This window comes from Streptomyces sp. NPDC057743 (assembly GCF_042798755.1).
Classification (GTDB): Bacteria; Actinomycetota; Actinomycetes; order Streptomycetales; family Streptomycetaceae; genus Streptomyces.
Genome location: NZ_JBHVJX010000018.1, coordinates 37,942 through 54,316 on the forward strand (window position 1 = coordinate 37,942; position 16,375 = coordinate 54,316).

Here is a 16,375-nt window from a genome sequence, read left to right on the forward strand (position 1 = left end):
CCGTCGTCTTCCCCGGCGGCCTCGGCCGAGGCCGCCGCCTCACAACTGCCCCACCTCGGTGACCCGCACGACGGCGCGCCCCTCCTCGTCCGAGGCGGCCAGATCCACCTCGGCCGAGATACCCCAGTCGTGGTCACCGTTCGGGTCGGCGAAAGTCTGCCGCACCTTCCACAGCCCGTGCTCGGCATCCTCCTCGATCTGCAGGAGCTTGGGGCCGCGGGCGTCCGGGCCCGTGCCCAGGTCCTCGTACTCGTCCCAGTAGGCGTCCATCGCCTCGCCCCAGGCATCGGCGTCCCAGCCGGACTCGCCGTCCATCTCGCCGAGTTCCTCGACCTTGTCCAGCGCCGCCAGCTCCACCCGCCGGAACATCGCGTTGCGGACCAGCACGCGGAACGCCCGGGCGTTGGTGGTGACCGGCCGGACCTGGTCGGCGCGCTCGGCCGCCTCCTCAGCCGTCTCCACCTCCGGGTTGGCCAGCTGCTCCCACTCGTCCAGCAGGCTGGAGTCGACCTGCCGGACCATCTCGCCCAGCCAGGCCACGATGTCCTGGAAGTCCTCCGACTTCAGGTCGTCCGGCACGGTGTGGTCCAGCGCCTTGTACGCGCTGGCGAGGTAGCGCAGCACGATGCCCTCGGTGCGCGCCAGCTCGTAGAAGGAGGTGAACTCCGTGAACGTCATGGCGCGTTCGTACATGTCGCGGATGACCGACTTCGGCGACAGCGGGTGGTCGCCGACCCACGGGTGGCTCTTGCGGTAGAGGCCGTAGGCGTGCGACAGCAGCTCGTCCAGCGGCTTGGGGTACTCGACGTCCATGAGGCGCTCCATGCGGTCCTCGTACTCGACGCCGTCGGCCTTCATCTGCGCGACCGCCTCGCCGCGCGCCTTGTTCTGCTGGGCGGCCAGGATCTGCCGGGGGTCGTCCAGCGTGGACTCCACCACCGAGACCATGTCCAGGGCGTAGGACGGGGATTCGGGGTCGAGCAGGTCGAACGCGGCCAGCGCGAACGTCGACAGCGGCTGGTTGAGCGCGAAGTCCTGCTGGAGGTCCACGGTGAGGCGGACGATCCGCCCCTCCGCGTCCGGCTCCGGAAGCCGTTCGACGATGCCGCCGTCCACCAGGGAGCGGTAGATAGCGAGCGCGCGGCGGATGTGGCGCAGCTGGTTCCGGCGCGGCTCGTGGTTGTCCTCCAACAGCCGCCGCATCGCCTCGAACGCATTGCCCGGCCGGGCGATCACCGACAGCAGCATCGTGTGCGTCACCCGGAAACGGGACGTCAGCGGCTCCGGATCGGAGGCGATCAGCTTCTCGAAGGTGTTCTCGTTCCAGTTGACGAAGCCCTCCGGCGCCTTCTTGCGGACCACCTTGCGGCGCTTCTTCGGATCGTCGCCCGCCTTGGCCAGCGCCTTCTCGTTCTCCACCACGTGCTCGGGCGCCTGCGCCACCACGAAGCCGGCGGTGTCGAAGCCGGCCCGCCCGGCGCGGCCCGCGATCTGGTGGAACTCCCGCGCCCGCAGCGTCCGCACCCGCGTCCCGTCGTACTTGGTCAGCGCGGTGAACAGCACCGTGCGGATGGGGACGTTGACGCCCACGCCGAGGGTGTCGGTGCCGCAGATCACCTTCAGCAGTCCCGCCTGCGCCAGCTTCTCCACCAGCCGTCGGTACTTCGGCAGCATGCCCGCGTGGTGCACGCCGATGCCGTGCCGGACGTAACGGGAGAGGTTCCGCCCGAACTTGGTGGTGAAGCGGAAGTTCCCGATCAGCTTGGCGATCTCGTCCTTCTCGGCGCGGGTGCACATGTTGATGCTCATCAGCGCCTGCGCCCGCTCGACGGCGGCGGCCTGGGTGAAGTGCACGATGTAGACCGGCGACTGGCGGGTCTCCAGCAGCTCGGTCAGCGTCTCCGTCATCGCCGTGGTGCGGTACTCGTACGACAGCGGCACGGGACGGGTCGCGGAGCGGACCACCGACGTGGGTCGGCCGGTGCGCCGGGTCAGGTCCTCCTCGAAGCGCGACATGTCGCCGAGCGTCGCCGACATCAGCACGAACTGCGCCTGCGGCAGCTCCAGCAGCGGGATCTGCCAGGCCCAGCCGCGGTCCGGTTCGGCGTAGAAGTGGAACTCGTCCATCACGACCTGGCCGATGTCGGCGTGCTTGCCGTCACGCAGCGCGATCGAGGCGAGGACCTCGGCGGTGCAGCAGATCACCGGGGCATCGGAGTTGACGGAGGCGTCGCCGGTGAGCATCCCGACGTTCTCGGTGCCGAACAGCTTGCACAGGTCGAAGAACTTCTCCGAGACCAGCGCCTTGATCGGCGCGGTGTAGAAGGTGACCTGGTCGTTGGCGAGGGCGGTGAAGTGCGCGCCGGCCGCCACCAGGCTCTTGCCGGAGCCGGTGGGGGTGGACAGCACCACGTTCGCCCCCGAGACCACTTCGATCAGCGCCTCCTCCTGGGCAGGGTAGAGCGCGATGCCCTGCTGTTCGGCCCAGCCCGAAAAGGCTTCGAAGAGGGCGTCGGGGTCGGCGGTGTTCGGCAGATGATCGATGAGGGTCACGCCCCCCATACTGCCTGCCCGGCACCCGGATGCGGGAACCGGTGCTCCGGATGGAGATCAACCGGAGACCAACGACGGTCGGGGGAGGCCGTTCTGCGCCCCCGCGCACGAGGGGGCGCACACCCCGCGCACGGACGCGTGCGGACCGTGTCGGACCCTGCCGTCGGCGCAGGCGGGCCGCCGCACCCGCTCCTCGGACGGAGATCGTTTGACGCTACGCTGAGTTGCCGACCGGGCATCAGAAGCGCAGAACAAGGGGTGGGGAACAACCATGATGGGACCGGCGCACTCGCTGTCGGGAGCCGCGGCCTGGCTGGGGGTGGGAGCGGCGGCCTACGGCGCCGGGCATCCAATGCCCTGGCCGGTCTTGGTCAGTGGTGCGCTGATCTGTGCCGGGGCCGCGCTCGCTCCGGACCTCGACCACAAGGCGGCCACCATCTCGCGCGCCTTCGGGCCGCTGTCGCGGTGGCTGTGCGAAGTGGTCGACACCCTCTCGCACGCCGCCTACAAGGCGACCAAGATGCGCGGCGACGCGAACCGCTCCGGCGGCCACCGGACGCTGACCCACACCTGGCTGTGGGCGGTGCTGGTCGGTGGTGGCATGTCGCTGCTGGCCACGGAGGGGGGCCGCTGGGCGGTGCTCGGCATCCTCTTCGTGCACATGGTGCTCGCCATCGAGGGACTGCTGTGGCGGGCGGCGCGGGTCTCCAGCGACGTGCTGGTGTGGCTGCTCGGCGCCACGACGGCGTGGATCCTGGCGCAGGTGATGGACGAGCCGGGCAACGGCGCGAACTGGCTGTTCGCCGAGCCAGGGCAGGAGTACCTCTGGCTGGGCCTGCCGATCATGTTGGGTGCGCTGGTGCACGACATCGGCGACGCGCTGACCGTCTCGGGCTGCCCGATCCTGTGGCCCATCCCGATAGGCCGGAAGCGGTGGTACCCGCTGGGCACCCCCAAGCCGATGCGGTTCCGGGCCGGGAGCTGGGTGGAGATCAAGGTGCTGATGCCGGTCTTCATGTTGCTGGGCGGCATGGGGGCGTTGGGGGCCTTGGGCTACGTCTGATCCGTCGCGTCTGCCGCGTCTGTCGCATCCGTCGCGTCCGGTGCGTCACGGCGGAGCGGTGCGCGGGTGGCGCACCGCTGCACGTCGGGGCGCCACCACGCGTCGTCCATGGCTCAGCCGTGCCAGGAGCGCCACAGCGCCGCGTACGCGCCGCCGGCGGCGACCAGTTCGCGGTGGCTGCCCAGTTCGCTGATCCGGCCGTCCTCGACGACCGCGATCACATCGGCGTCGTGCGCGGTGTGCAGCCGGTGGGCGATGGCGACGACCGTGCGCCCGTCGAGGACCTTGCCCAGGGACCGCTCCAACTGGCGGGCGGCGCGCGGGTCCAGCAGCGAGGTCGCCTCGTCCAGGACCAGGGTGTGCGGGTCGGCCAGCACCAGGCGGGCCAGCGCGATCTGTTGGGCCTGGGCGGGGGTCAGTGTCGTGCTGCCGGAGCCCACCTCGGTGTCCAGGCCGTCGGGCAGCGCGCCGGCCCAGGCGTCCGCGTCCACCGCGCCCAGCGCCGCCCAGAGTTCGGCGTCGGCCGCGTCGGTGCGAGCCAGCAGCAGGTTGTCGCGGAGCGTCCCGACGAAGACATGGTGCTCCTGGTTGACCAGGGCGACGTGCTCCCGGACGCGCTCGGTCGGCATCGTGGACAGCTCGGTGCCGCCCAGCGACACCGAGCCGGCCCGCGGCCCGTAGATGCCGGCCAACAGCCGGCCCAGGGTGGACTTTCCGGCACCCGAGGGGCCAACCAGCGCCACCCGGCTGCCCGGTTGGACCCGCAGCGACACCTCGCGCAGCACGTCGACGCCGGCGCGGTAGCCGAAGGTGACGTTCTCGGCGCGCACCTCCCGGCCGTCGGGCGCCGCCGAGGAGTCGGCGGCCTCGGGCTCGATCTCCCGGACGCCGACGAGCCGGGCGATCGACACCTGGGCCACCTGGAGCTCGTCGTACCAGCGCAGCACGAGGTTGACCGGTTCGGTCAGCATCTGGGCCAGCAGTGCGCCGGTCGTCAACTGCCCCGGGGTGAGCCAGCCGCGCAGCACGAACGCCCCACCGAGCACCACGACCGCACCGAGGATCAGTACGTGGGTGACGTTGATGACGGGGAAGAGGACCGAGCGCAGGGAGAGGGTGTAGCGCTCCCACTGGGTCCAGGTGCGGATCCGGCGCTCCGACAGGGCGATCCGGCGGGCGCCCATCCGGTGCGCCTCGATGGTGCGGCCGGCGTCCACGGACTCGGTGAGGACGGCGGAGACCGCGGCGTAGCCGGCGGCCTCGGAGCGGTAGGCGGCGGGCGCGCGCTTGAAGTACCAGCGGCAGCCCACGAACAGCACCGGCAGCGCGATCAGTACGGACAGCGCGAGCGGCGGGGCGGTGACGGTGAGCCCGCCGAGCAGCAGGCCGATCCACACCACGCCGATCGACAGTTGCGGCACGGCCTCCCGCATCGCCTCGGCGAGCCGGTCGATGTCGGTGGTGATCCGGGACAGCAGGTCGCCGGTGCCGGCGCGCTCCAGGACGCCCGGCGGCAGCGCCACCGAGCGGACCAGGAAGTCCTCGCGCAGGTCCGCCAGCATCTGCTCGCCGAGCATCGCCCCGCGCAGCCGCACCATCCGGACGAAGACCGTCTGGACGACCAGCGCGAGGGCGAACAGGCCGATGGTGCGGCCGAGTTGGATCTGACCGCCGCGGCCCGCCGACAGGTCCTCGACCAGCCCGCCGAGGAGGTAGGGCCCGACCATCGAGGCGATCACCGCCACGGCGTTCACGGTGACCAGCACGGTGAACGGCCCGCGGTGCCGGCGGATCAGCTCGCCGACATAGGCGCGGACCGTCGCCGGCGAGCCGACCGGCAGGGTGGTGGCGGTCGGTGGCGGGCCGGCGTCCTGCTCCGGCGGGGCCAGGCCGATCATGCGGTCTCCTCGATGGTGGGTTCGGCGCGGGGCGCCGGCGCGACGGGGGCGGGGTCGGGGTCGGGTTCGCGGGTGACGACGGCGCGGTATTCGGGGTGGGTGACGAGCAGTTCGCGGTGCGGGGCCTCGCCGGCGACCTTGCCGTCCTGGACGAACACCACCTGGTCGGCGCGGTCCAGGAGCAGCGGGCTGGAGGTGAGGACCACGGTCGTGCGGCCCGTCCTGATATCCCGCAGGCCGTCGGCGACCCGGGCCTCGGTGTGGGCGTCGACCGCGCTGGTCGGCTCGTCCAGCACCAGCACCTCGGGGTCGGCGACCAGCGAGCGGGCCAGGGCGAGGCGCTGTCGCTGGCCGCCGGAGAGCGACCGGCCGCGTTCGGTGAGGCGGCTGCGCATCGGGTCGTCGCGCTCGTCGGCGGACGCCCGGGCCAACGCGGCCAGCACATCGCCGCAGTGGGCCGCGTCGAGCGCCGCGGTGGCGGCCACCCGGCCGGATGCCGGGACGTCGAGGAGTTCCCCGAGCGTCCCGGAGAGCAGCACCGGGTCCTTGTCCTGGACGAGCACCGCGGCCCGGGCGGTGTCGCGGGGGAGATCGTCCAGCGGGGTGCCGCCGAGGACGACGGAGGGCGAACGGTCCGATGCCGCACCGGAGTTGGCCGTATCGCGGCGAGCCGGGGCGTGGTGGTCCGCGTTGCGGTGGCCCGGGGCGTGGTGCTCCGGGTCGGGTCCGCCCCCGTCGTGGCGCGGCGAGGCCGGTTCGCCGGTCTGCGGACCGGGGAGCGCGGCCGCTCCGGCGCCGGCTCCGACGGCAGGGTCGAGATCCGGGCTCCGGACCGGGTCGCTGTGCAGCGCATGTCCGCCGAGTCGGTCGGCGAGTCGGCCGGCCGCGTCCGGGTCGCCGCAGACCACGGCGGTCAACTGCCCGGCCCGGGCGGTCAGTCCGCTGACCGGGTCGTGCAGGTCGCCGGAGGGCGGCTCCGCGGCGGTCAGTCGGCCCGCCGCCGGCCGGCTCAGCGCCAGCACGCGGGCCGTGCGTCCCGCCGAGGGGAGGGAGAACGACCAGGACATCGTGAGCTCTTCGAAGTGGCGCAGCGGGTACAGCAGGAAGGACACCGCGCCGTAGACGGTGACGAGTTCGCCGATGGCGATGGTGCCGTCGAGCGCGAGGCGGACGCCGTACCAGACCACCGCGATCAGCAGCAGGCCCGGCAGCGCGACCTGGACGGCCGAGATCAGCGACCACATGCGGGCGCTGCGGACGGCGGCCCGGCGGACCTCCTGGGAGGCGTCGCGGTAGCGGCCGAGGAAGAGGTCCTCGCCGCCGATGCCGCGCAGCACCCGGAGTCCGGCGACGGTGTCGGAGGCGAGTTCGGTGGCCCGCCCGGCCTTCTCGCGCTGGTCGTCGGCCCGGCGGGTGGCCGGCGGCAGCAGTGGCAGCACGGCCAGCGCCAGGACCGGCGTGCCGAGGGCGACGACGAGGCCGAGCGTGGGCTGGTAGGCGACGAGCGCCAGGCAGACGCCGACCGAGGCCACCAGCGCCGCGGCGAACCGCGAGAGCGCCTCGACGAACCAGCCGATGCGCTCCAGGTCGCCGGTGCTGACGGCCACGATCTCGCCGGCGGCCACCCGTTGGGTCATCGCCCCGCCCAGCTCCGCGGTCTTGCGGCTGAGCAGTTGCTGCATCCGGGCCACCGTGACGATCCAGTTGGTCACGGAGGCGCGGTGCAGCATGATGTCGCTGACCGCGACCGCGGTGCCGAGCAGCGCCAACACCCCGCCCGCCAGCGCCAGTCGGGAGCCGTGGCCGTCGACCGCGGCCTGCACGGCCAGGCCCACCGGCAGCGGGAAGGCGGCCAGCGAGCCCATGTGCACCAGCCCCCAGAAGAGGGCCTTGAGCAGCCCGCCGCGCTGTTGCCGGCACAGCCAGGCGAGGAACCTGCCGCCGCTGCGGACGTCGGGGACGCCGGGGTCGGGATGGGGTAGGTCACGAATGCGCATGATGTCCAGGGGAGTTGTCGCGGTGGTCGAGGGGTGGGCCGTGCGGGCGTCGGCTGGTGCGGTGCCGTGCGGGCAGGCCGGAGCGGCCCTCGCGACCGGCCGTGACGGGCCCCGGCGCGAGCGGCGGCACAGGGAAGCGTGGCGCGTCGAGGGGTCCGGCTTCAAACCGTTTTTCCCCAGAAAGGTGGTTAAGCCGTTGGAACGGCCTTACGGTCCCCACCCGTTGGGGGCGGATGACCCGTCAGGGTGAGGTGGGACCATGGGCGTCATGTGGACGGTGGGCGGTGCGATGAGGGCGGCGGCGGTGGCCGCGGCGACGGCGGTCCTGCTGGCCGGCTGCGGTGCCGGCCACGGGGGCGAGGGGCGGCGGGACGCCAAGGGCGAGGGGGCCGGGGCCCGGGAGCGGCCCGGCGGTCCGGCCCGCGGGGGCTCGGCCACCACCCGTCACAAGGACCTCCCGGAGGTCGGCGTCGCGCTGCGCTCCCGGATTCCGGCCGGCAGCCGCCAGGTCGTCGCGGTGTACGGGGCGGGCCCGAACTCTCCGGACGCGACCGTGGTGCTGTACGACCGGGAGGGCAACGACTGGGTGCGCAAGGGGAGTTGGCCGGCGCACAACGGTCGGCGCGGGTGGACGGTGGATCACCACGAGGACGATCAGCGCAGCCCGGTCGGGGTGTTCCGGCTGACCGACGCCGGCGGGGTGCGCGGCAATCCGGGGACCCGGCTGCCGTATACCCACTCGGCGGCCTTCACCCCGCCGTCGTACTGGTCGAAGAACACCCGTCACGACTTCGACTACGTGGTGGCGATCGACTACAACCGGGTCGCGGGGGCCTCCCCGTTGGACCCCACGCGCCCACAGGGGCAGTCCAAGGGCGGCGGGGTCTGGCTCCATGTGGATCACGGGAGCGGGACCTCGGCGTGCATCAGCGTGGCCGAGCCGGCGATGGCGGCGTTGCTGCGGGGGCTCGATCCGGCGCGGCGGCCGGTGGTGGTGATGGGGGACAAGGCGCACCTGTCGGGGTGAGCCGGTGCGCGACGGGCCGACGGTGGAGGCGACCGTCACCGGCCCCTTCTTGGATCAAGCTCCAAGATTTTCCCGGAAGTTACACCGCCCTCTTCCGGCGCGAACGGCGACCGACCATAGTGACGGACTTCGGAAGTCCACTTCCGTACTCCAAAATCCGTCCATGGAGGAGTGCCCGTGCCGCACGCCACCGGAACCCTCGTCCGCCGCGCCGGACGACTGCTGCGCACCAGCCTGTTCGCCCAGGTCCTGCTCGCCCTGCTGCTCGGTGTCCTGGTAGGACGCCTCTGGCCGCAGGCGGGCGGCTCGCTCCAGCCGTTGGGCGACGGCTTCGTCCGCCTCATCAAGGCGGTGATCTCCCCGCTTGTCTTCTGCGTCGTGGTCGCCGGCATCACCAAGGCCGGCGACCTGAGATCCTTCGGTCGGATCGGCGTCAAGGCCCTGATCTGGTTCGAGGTCGCGACCAGCGCCGCCCTGGTCGTGGGCCTGCTGGCGGGCAATGTCCTCGCGCCCGGCGCGGGGATGCACATCGACCCCGCCACGCTCGACAAGGGCGCGGTGAACGCCCAGACCGGCGGCGGAAAGCTGCCCTCCGCCGCCCAGTTCGTCCTGGAGGCGCTGCCCAACAGCGCGGTCGGCGCGTTCGCCGAGAACGCGCTGCTCCAAGTCCTGGTCCTGGCCTGCCTGGTGGGCGCGGCGCTGCTGCACCTCGGGCAGAAGCGGGTGCCCCAGTTGCTGCCGCTGATCGAGCAGACCCAGGACGTGGTCTTCACCATCGTCGGCTACCTCATGCGCCTCGCCCCGCTCGCGGTCTTCGGGGCCACCGCCCACCTCGTCGCCCAATACGGGCTGGGCGCGATGGCCACGTACGGCAAGCTGATCGCGGTCTGCTACGGCGTCGCGCTGGTCTTCCTCGTCCTGCTGGGCCTCGCTCTCAAGGCCGTGACCGGGCTGAGCCTGTGGAAGTTCGTCCGCTACACCCGCGAGGAGCTGCTGCTGGCGCTGGGCACCGGATCGAGCGAGACGGTGATGCCCCGGATGATGCAGAAACTGCGCGCCGCCGGCTGCCGCGACGACGCGGTGGGCCTGGTGCTGCCCACCGGCTACTCCTTCAACCTCGACGGCGCCTCCATCTACCTCTCCGTCGGGACGCTCTTCATCGCACAGGCCATCGGCGTGCACCTCTCGCTCGGCCAGCAACTCACCGTCGTCCTGGTGCTGATGCTGACCAGCAAGGGCATGGCGGGGGTGCCAGGGTCGGCCTTCCTGGCGCTGTCCGCGACCGCCTCCGCGCTGGGCGTCATCCCGGCCGCCGCGGTCGCCCTGCTGCTCGGCGTCGACCGGATCATGGACTCGATGCGGGTGGCGACCAATCTGCTCGGCAACTGCGTCGCGGTCTTCGCGGTCTCCCGTTGGGAGGGCGCGCTGGACCGGGTGACGGCGAAGCAGGTACTGGCCGGCGCGGCCCCGGCCGGGCGGCCGCCGGCGACGCCCGCCCCCGCCGGCCAGGAGAAGTCGGACGGCACCGCCGTCACCCCCGGCGAGCAGTGACCCACCGGGGTCCGGCGGCCTGCCACCGGCCACCGGACCCCGGAGCCGAGCCGGGGCCAAGTCCCCCGCTACTCGGCCGGTTTGGGCGAGTCCACCCCGGACCGCGCCTTGTGCCACAGCCCCCGGGTGAAGTCCGGGATCTCCTGCGGCACGCCCTTCGCCCGCAGCGAGCGGTCGCTCAGCGGCACCGGCGCGGACCAGGTCGCCGCGTCATAGACGTCGAAGTCCGGCACCAGGCCCAGGCGCAGGCACTGGGTCAGCCGGAAGACCAGCATGTAGTCCATCCCGCCGTGACCGCCCGGCGGGTTGGCGTGCTCCTTCCACAACCAGTGGTCCCACTCGGCGTACTTGCCGAAGTCGCCCCACTCGTCGTTGCCCTGGTCCGGCTCCAGGTAGATCCGCTCGGGGTAGTCCTCGAAGACCCCCTTGGTACCGCCGAGGCTGTTGATCCGGCTGTACGGGTGCGGGGTGGAAACGTCGTGCTCCAGGCGGATCACCCGGCCCTTGGCCGTCTGCACCAGGCTGACCGTCCGGTCGCTCTCGACGTACGACTCCTTCCCACTCGGGTCGCCGGGCGGCATGTGCTGCTTGCGGTACGCGGCCAGGCCCAGCGCGGGCGTGCCGAAGCTGGCGATCCGCACCACCCGGTCGCCGCGGTTGACGTCCATGTAGTTGGCGACCGGACCGAAGCCGTGGGTGGGGTAGAGGTCGCCGCGCAGCCGGGTGTGCCACAGCCGGCGCCAGGGCCCCTCGTAGTACTTCGGGTCGAACATCAGGCCCCGCAGGTCGTGGAGGTACGCCCCGGCGCCGTGCAGCAGTTCGCCGAAGAGGCCGGCGTGCGCCATCCGCAGCACCCGCATCTCGTTCCTGCCGTAGCAGCAGTTCTCCAACTGGAGGCAGTGTCTTCGGGTGCGCTCCGACAGGTCCACCAGTTCCCAGAGCTGGTCCAGGCGCAGCGCCAGCGGGCATTCGGTGCCGACGTGCCTGCCGTTCCGCAGGGCGGTCTTCGCCATCTCGAAGTGCCAGTCCCAGGGCGTCGCCACGTAGACGAAGTCGATGTCGGTGCGGCGGCAGAGGTTTTCGAAGTCCAGGTCCCCGTTGGTGTAGACGGCGGGGGCGGGTTGGCCGGCCTTGGTGACCTTCGCGACGGCCTTGGCGACCTTCTCCTTCACCGGATCGCAGAGCGCCACCACGCGGACGTGCGGTACCGCGAGGAAGAGGTCGATCATGCTGCCGCCCCGGTTGCCGAGGCCGATGATGCCGACCCGGACCGTGCTGCGCGGTGCGAACGGCACCCCGATCATGGTCTTGCCCTGCGGCTTCGGGGCGGTCGCGGCGGCCTGCGCGGTGTCGGCCGCGCCGGGGGCGGCCGCGGCCGCCGGGCCGGTGCCGAGGGCGGCGAGTCCGAGCCCGGCGGCGCCCGCCGCGCCGGCGGTCCACAGCACCGAGCGGCGGCTGGGGCCGGCCTCCTCGGGCTCCTGGTTCTGCGGTGGTGCCTCGTGCATCGGTCCTCCAAAGGAGCGGATCGTACGCGGGACAGTCGTGAACCTCGGTGAGGACCTTGGCGGTTGGGCGGCCTGGGGCACAAGAGGGCACATTGGACTCCTGGTGCGCGTAGCTGGACTTTTCCGCGCAGGGGCGAGTGCCCGGCTGTCGAGGTCGAGGCGCGATGCTCCGCCCGCCACCGTCAGCGCCTTTCGCAAGAGCCTGAAAAGCCTTGCTGAACATCTTGACGTGTCCACGCACGAAAAGGCAGGCTCCGGAACGGAAATCCCCCCATGGCGGCCTGGCGCGTGGCTGCTCTCGTGGGCGCGGTCCCCGTGCCCCATGACGAAGGAGCCGCAACGATGCAACGACGCAGGAGCCGTCCCGCACGGCGACACGGAAGCCCAACCGCCCGACGCCGGGCCCGCGTTCTGGGCGGGGCGCTGACCGGGATGGTGACCGCGGTCGGCCTGGCCGTCCTGGCCCCCTGGCCCTCGCAGGCCACCCCACCGGGCGACCGGACCGTCACCGCCACCCTCTTCGAGTGGAAGTACGCGGACGTCGCCCGGGCCTGCACCGACCAACTGGGCCCGGCCGGCTACGGCTACGTGGAGGTCTCACCCGCCACCGAGCACATCCAGGGCGACCAGTGGTGGACCTCGTACCAGCCGGTCAGCTACAAGATCGCCGGCCGGCTCGGGGACCGCACCGCGTTCGCCTCGATGGTCAACGCCTGCCACGGCGCCGGCGTCAAGGTCATCGCCGACGCCGTCATCAACCACATGTCCGCCGGCTCCGGGACCGGCACCGGCGGCACCCAGTACACCAAGTACAACTACCCCGGCTCCTACCAGGACTGGGACTTCCACACCTGCCGCAAGCCGATCTCCGACTACACCAACCGCTCCGACGTCCAGAACTGCGAACTGGTCGGCCTCGCCGACCTCGACACCGGCAGCGACTACGTCCGCACCACCCTCGCCAAGTACCTCGACGACCTACGGTCGTTGGGCGCGGACGGCTTCCGGATCGACGCCGCCAAACACATCGCCGCCACCGACCTCGCCGCCATCAAGGGCAAGATGAAGGACCCCGGCTACTGGGTGCAGGAGGTCGTCTACGGCGCGGGCGAAGCCGTCCAGCCCGACGAGTACACCGGCACCGGCGACGTCGACGAGTTCCGCTACGGCACCCACCTCAAGAGCGCCTTCCAGGGCGGCAACCTCGCCCAGCTCAAGTCCGTCGCCGACGGCAAGCTGGGCAGCGACAAGGCCCGTACGTTCGTCGACAACTGGGACACCGAGCGGAACGGCTCCACCCTCAGCTACAAGGACGGCGCGGCCTACACCCTCGCCAACGTCTTCATGCTCGCCTCGCCCTACGGCTCGCCCAACGTCTACTCCGGCTACACCTGGACCGACAAGGACGCCGGCCCGCCGCCGTCGGGCAGCAACGCGTGGACCGGCGAGCACGCCAAACGGGAGATCACCGGGATGGTGGGGTTCCGCAATGCGGTGGGGTCGGCGGGGCTGACCAACTGGTGGGACAACGGGGGCAATGCGATTGCGTTCGGGCGGGGGTCGGCGGGGTTCGTCGCCCTCAACGGCGGGGACGGGGAAGTGAAGCGGACGTTTGCGACGTCGTTGCCGGCCGGCACGTACTGCGACGTGGTCGCGGGGGATCCGAAGGCGTGTGGCGGGCACGAGGTGAGTGTCGGCGGGGATGGCTCGGCGGTGATCACGGTGCCGGCGCACGGAGCCGTGGCGCTGCATATCGCTCGCTGACGCTCGCTCGTCCTCAACCGCCGGACGGGCTGGGGGTGTTGCCGGACGGGCTGAGGCTGTTGCCGGGCGGGCTGGCATCTGGCCGGGTCGCCCACTCCAGGGTCAGGAGGGCCGAGTGGTAGCCGCGGCCCTCCGTGGCGTGGTCCATGCCGATCTCGCACATGCGGTTGGCCGAGAGATGGGCGTCGAAGTGGCGGGCGGTGACCTCCGCGGCCTCCCGCGCGGTGGCGGACTCGGTGAGTTCCGGATGGAGCATGCCGCGGTCGCCGGCGAAGGCGCAGCAGCCCGCGTCGTCCGGAACCACCACCTCGTCGGCGCACGCCTCGGCGATCCGCCGTAGCTGCTCCTCGTCCCCCAAGTGCTGCATGGAGCAGGTGGGATGGAGGACGGCGGAGCCGAGGGTGCGCCCGATCTCCAGGCGGGGCAGGAGCTCCGCGGCCCAGACGATCGAGTCGACGACGGTCAGCTCGGCGTGCAACGTGCGGTTGGCCGGTGTGAGATACGGGGCCACTTCGCGGGCCAGGCCCAGGGCGCAGGAGGACGCGTCCACGACCAGCGGGAGTTGGCCGCCGGCCGTCCAGCCCCAGGCCGCCTCGACGATGCGGTTGGCCATCAGGCGGTTGCCCCGCTCGTAGCCCTTGGAGTGCCAGATGGTGGCGCAGCAGGTGCCGGTGGCGTCCGGGGGGATCCAGACCGGGCGGTCGGCGCGGCGGGCGAGCGCCACCACGGCCTCGGGCAGGGAGGGGCCGTGGTGGTCGGCGGGGGTGCCGAAGATGCGGTTGACGCAGGCCGGGTAGTAGACGGCGGTGGCGCCCGGCCGGCGGGTCGCGGGCAGCTGGCGGGCCGCGGCGCCGGGGAGTTGGGGCAGCCACTTCGGCACCAGGTCGGGGCGGACGGCCTTGCGGGCGGCACCGGTCAGCGAGGTCAGCAGCCGGTCGTCGAGCCGGTGCGCGGCGGCCACCGCCAGCCGGGCCGCCCGCTCGACGGTCGCGAAGTGCCGCGCGGCCCGCTCGGCGATCCGCTCCTCGCGCGGGGAGTGCCGCCGGTGCCGGAAGTCCTTCATCAGCGCGCCGGTGTCGATGCCGACCGGGCAGGCCAGTTTGCAGGTGGAGTCGCCGGCGCAGGTGTCGACCGCGTCGTAGCCGTAGGCACTCAGCAGGGCGTCGTTGACCGCGGAGCGGGGCGGCTGGCGCAGCATCTCGCGGCGCAGCACGATGCGTTGGCGGGGTGTGGTGGTGAGGTCCTCGCTGGGGCAGGTCGGTTCGCAGAAGCCGCACTCGATGCAGGGGTCGGCGATCGCCTCGACCCGCGGGATGGTCTTCAGCCCGCGCAGATGCGCCCGCGGGTCGCGGTCGAGCAGGATCCGCGGGGCGAGGATGCCCCGCGGGTCCACGATCTCCTTGATCCGCCACATCAACGCGGTGGCCCGCGGCCCCCATTCGAGCTCCAGGAACGGCGCGATGTTCCGGCCGGTGGCGTGCTCGGCCTTGAGCGAGCCGTCGAAGCGCTCGACGGTCAGCCGGCAGAAGGCGTCCATGAAGGCGGCGTAGCGGGCCACGTCGTCGGGGTCGCCGGCGTCGAAGGCGAGCAGGAAGTGCAGATTGCCGTGGGCGGCGTGCCCGGCGACCGCCGCGTCGAAGCCGTGCCGGGCCTGGAGTTCCAGCAGCGCCGTGCAGGCGTCGGCAAGCCGGGCCGGCGGCACCGCGAAGTCCTCGGTGATCAGCGTCGTGCCGGAGGGCCGGGAGCCGCCGACCGCGGTGACGAACGCCTTGCGGGCCTTCCAGTAGCCGGCGATGGTGGCCGCGTCCCGGGTGAAGGCGTTGTCGACCGACGGCACCGGGGCGACCAGCTCCAGCCCCGCCAACACCCGGGCCGCCGCCTCCTCCTGGGCCCGCTGCCCGTCCTCGTCCGGCGCCCGGAACTCCACCAGCAGCGCCGCGCACTCCTTGGGCAACCGGGCCCAGTCCGCGGGCACTCCGGCCACGCTGACCGACGCGCGCAGGGTGTTGCCGTCCATCAGCTCCACGGCCCGGGCGCCGGCCTCGTTGAAGCGCGGGACGGCGGATGCCGCGGCGGCGAGGGTGGGGAAGAACAGCAGCGCGGTGGAGGTGCACCGGTCCAGGGGCAGGGTCGTGAAGACCGTCTCGGCGATGAAGCCGAGGGTGCCCTCGGAGCCGACCATCAGGCCGCGCAGGATCTCCGTCGGCGTCCGCCCGTCGAGAAGGGCGTCCAGGCGGTAGCCGTTGGTGTTCTTCAGCGCGTACTTGGCGCGGATCCGGGCGACCAGCTCCGGGTCCGCCTCGATCTCCGCCTTGAGGGCCAACAGCTCGGTGCAGAGCACCGGTTCGGCCCGGGCCAGCCGGGCGTCGGCGTCCGGGTGGGCGGTGTCGACGACGGTGCCGGACGGCAGCACGACGGTCAGCGAGGACAGCGTGCGGTAGGAGTTGCGGGTGGTGCCGGCGGTCATGCCGGAGGCGTTGTTGGCGACCACGCCGCCCACCGTGCAGGCGATGGCGCTGGCCGGGTCGGGGCCGAGCAGCCGGCCGTGGCGGGCGAGCGTGGCGTTGGCCCGCAGGACGGTGGTGCCGGGCCGGATCCTGGCCCGGGCGCCGTCGTCCAGCACCTCGATGCCGGACCAGTGTTGGCGCACGTCGACGAGGATGTCCTCGCCCTGCGCCTGGCCGTTGAGGGAGGTGCCGGCGGCCCGGAAGACCACATGGCGGCCGTGCGCGCGGGCGTAGCCGAAGACCGCGGCGATGTCGTCGGCGGTCTCGGCGACCACCACGACCTGCGGGACGAAGCGGTAGGGGCTGGCGTCGGAGGCGTAGCGGACCAGGTCCGAGACCCCGTGCCGCACCTTGTCCGCGCCGAGCAGGGCGACCAGGTCGGCGCGCAGCGGTTCGGGGGTGCCGCCGGCCAGCCGCTCGGGCACCCGGTCGGATGCGGGACGGGTCGCGGTGGGCCGCAGGGCCTCGGGGGTGGGCTCCAGCAGGGGCACGGTGACCTCCGGTTGACGG

General features: G+C 72.5%; 9 protein-coding genes. 4 read left to right on the forward strand and 5 right to left on the reverse strand.

Going from position 1 to position 16,375, the window contains the following annotated elements:
- Positions 1-39 precede the first annotated feature (39 nt).
- Complete coding sequence (locus ACFVFQ_RS21575) at positions 40-2,553, reverse strand: DEAD/DEAH box helicase (RefSeq protein ID WP_383418416.1); 2,514 nt, start codon at positions 2,551-2,553, stop codon at positions 40-42.
- Between the two features lie 271 nt (positions 2,554-2,824).
- On the opposite strand from ACFVFQ_RS21575, the gene ACFVFQ_RS21580 reads away from it, so the two are divergent.
- On the forward strand, positions 2,825-3,616 hold the full coding sequence (locus ACFVFQ_RS21580) for a metal-dependent hydrolase (protein ID WP_383418419.1): 792 nt from the start codon (positions 2,825-2,827) through the stop codon (positions 3,614-3,616).
- A 113-nt stretch (positions 3,617-3,729) separates the two neighbouring features.
- Here the strand turns inward: ACFVFQ_RS21580 and ACFVFQ_RS21585 are convergent, their stop codons facing one another.
- The gene (locus tag ACFVFQ_RS21585) at positions 3,730-5,514 is read right to left on the reverse strand and encodes an ABC transporter ATP-binding protein (RefSeq protein ID WP_383418422.1); all 1,785 of its coding nucleotides are present in this window, start codon (positions 5,512-5,514) and stop codon (positions 3,730-3,732) included.
- Positions 5,511-7,511, reverse strand: a complete 2,001-nt coding sequence (locus tag ACFVFQ_RS21590) for an ABC transporter transmembrane domain-containing protein (RefSeq protein ID WP_383418425.1) — start codon at positions 7,509-7,511, stop codon at positions 5,511-5,513. Before ACFVFQ_RS21590 ends, ACFVFQ_RS21585 begins: the two co-directional genes overlap by 4 nt.
- Positions 7,512-7,770: 259 nt before the next feature.
- Between ACFVFQ_RS21590 and ACFVFQ_RS21595 the strand changes: the two genes are divergently transcribed.
- Both ACFVFQ_RS21595 and ACFVFQ_RS21600 read left to right on the forward strand, forming a co-directional pair.
- On the forward strand, positions 7,771-8,538 hold the full coding sequence (locus ACFVFQ_RS21595; RefSeq protein WP_383418427.1) for a hypothetical protein: 768 nt from the start codon (positions 7,771-7,773) through the stop codon (positions 8,536-8,538).
- A gap of 177 nt (positions 8,539-8,715) precedes the next feature.
- Positions 8,716-10,089, forward strand: coding sequence for a cation:dicarboxylate symporter family transporter (locus ACFVFQ_RS21600; protein WP_383418429.1), 1,374 nt, complete (start codon positions 8,716-8,718; stop codon positions 10,087-10,089).
- Positions 10,090-10,157: 68 nt separating this feature from the next.
- Here ACFVFQ_RS21600 and ACFVFQ_RS21605 read toward each other — a convergent pair whose 3' ends face one another.
- Positions 10,158-11,594: a Gfo/Idh/MocA family protein gene (locus ACFVFQ_RS21605; RefSeq protein WP_383418431.1), complete on the reverse strand. Its 1,437-nt coding sequence runs from the start codon at positions 11,592-11,594 to the stop codon at positions 10,158-10,160.
- Between the two features lie 342 nt (positions 11,595-11,936).
- Between ACFVFQ_RS21605 and ACFVFQ_RS21610 the strand changes: the two genes are divergently transcribed.
- Entirely contained in the window at positions 11,937-13,358 is a 1,422-nt protein-coding gene (locus tag ACFVFQ_RS21610) for an alpha-amylase family protein (RefSeq protein ID WP_383418435.1), read from the forward strand.
- Positions 13,359-13,371: 13 nt separating this feature from the next.
- On the opposite strand, the gene ACFVFQ_RS21615 is transcribed toward ACFVFQ_RS21610, so the two are convergent.
- Positions 13,372-16,356 carry an FAD-binding and (Fe-S)-binding domain-containing protein gene (locus tag ACFVFQ_RS21615; protein ID WP_383418438.1) on the reverse strand — a complete coding sequence of 995 codons (2,985 nt, stop codon included), beginning with the start codon at positions 16,354-16,356 and terminating at the stop codon, positions 13,372-13,374.
- Positions 16,357-16,375 lie beyond the last annotated feature (19 nt).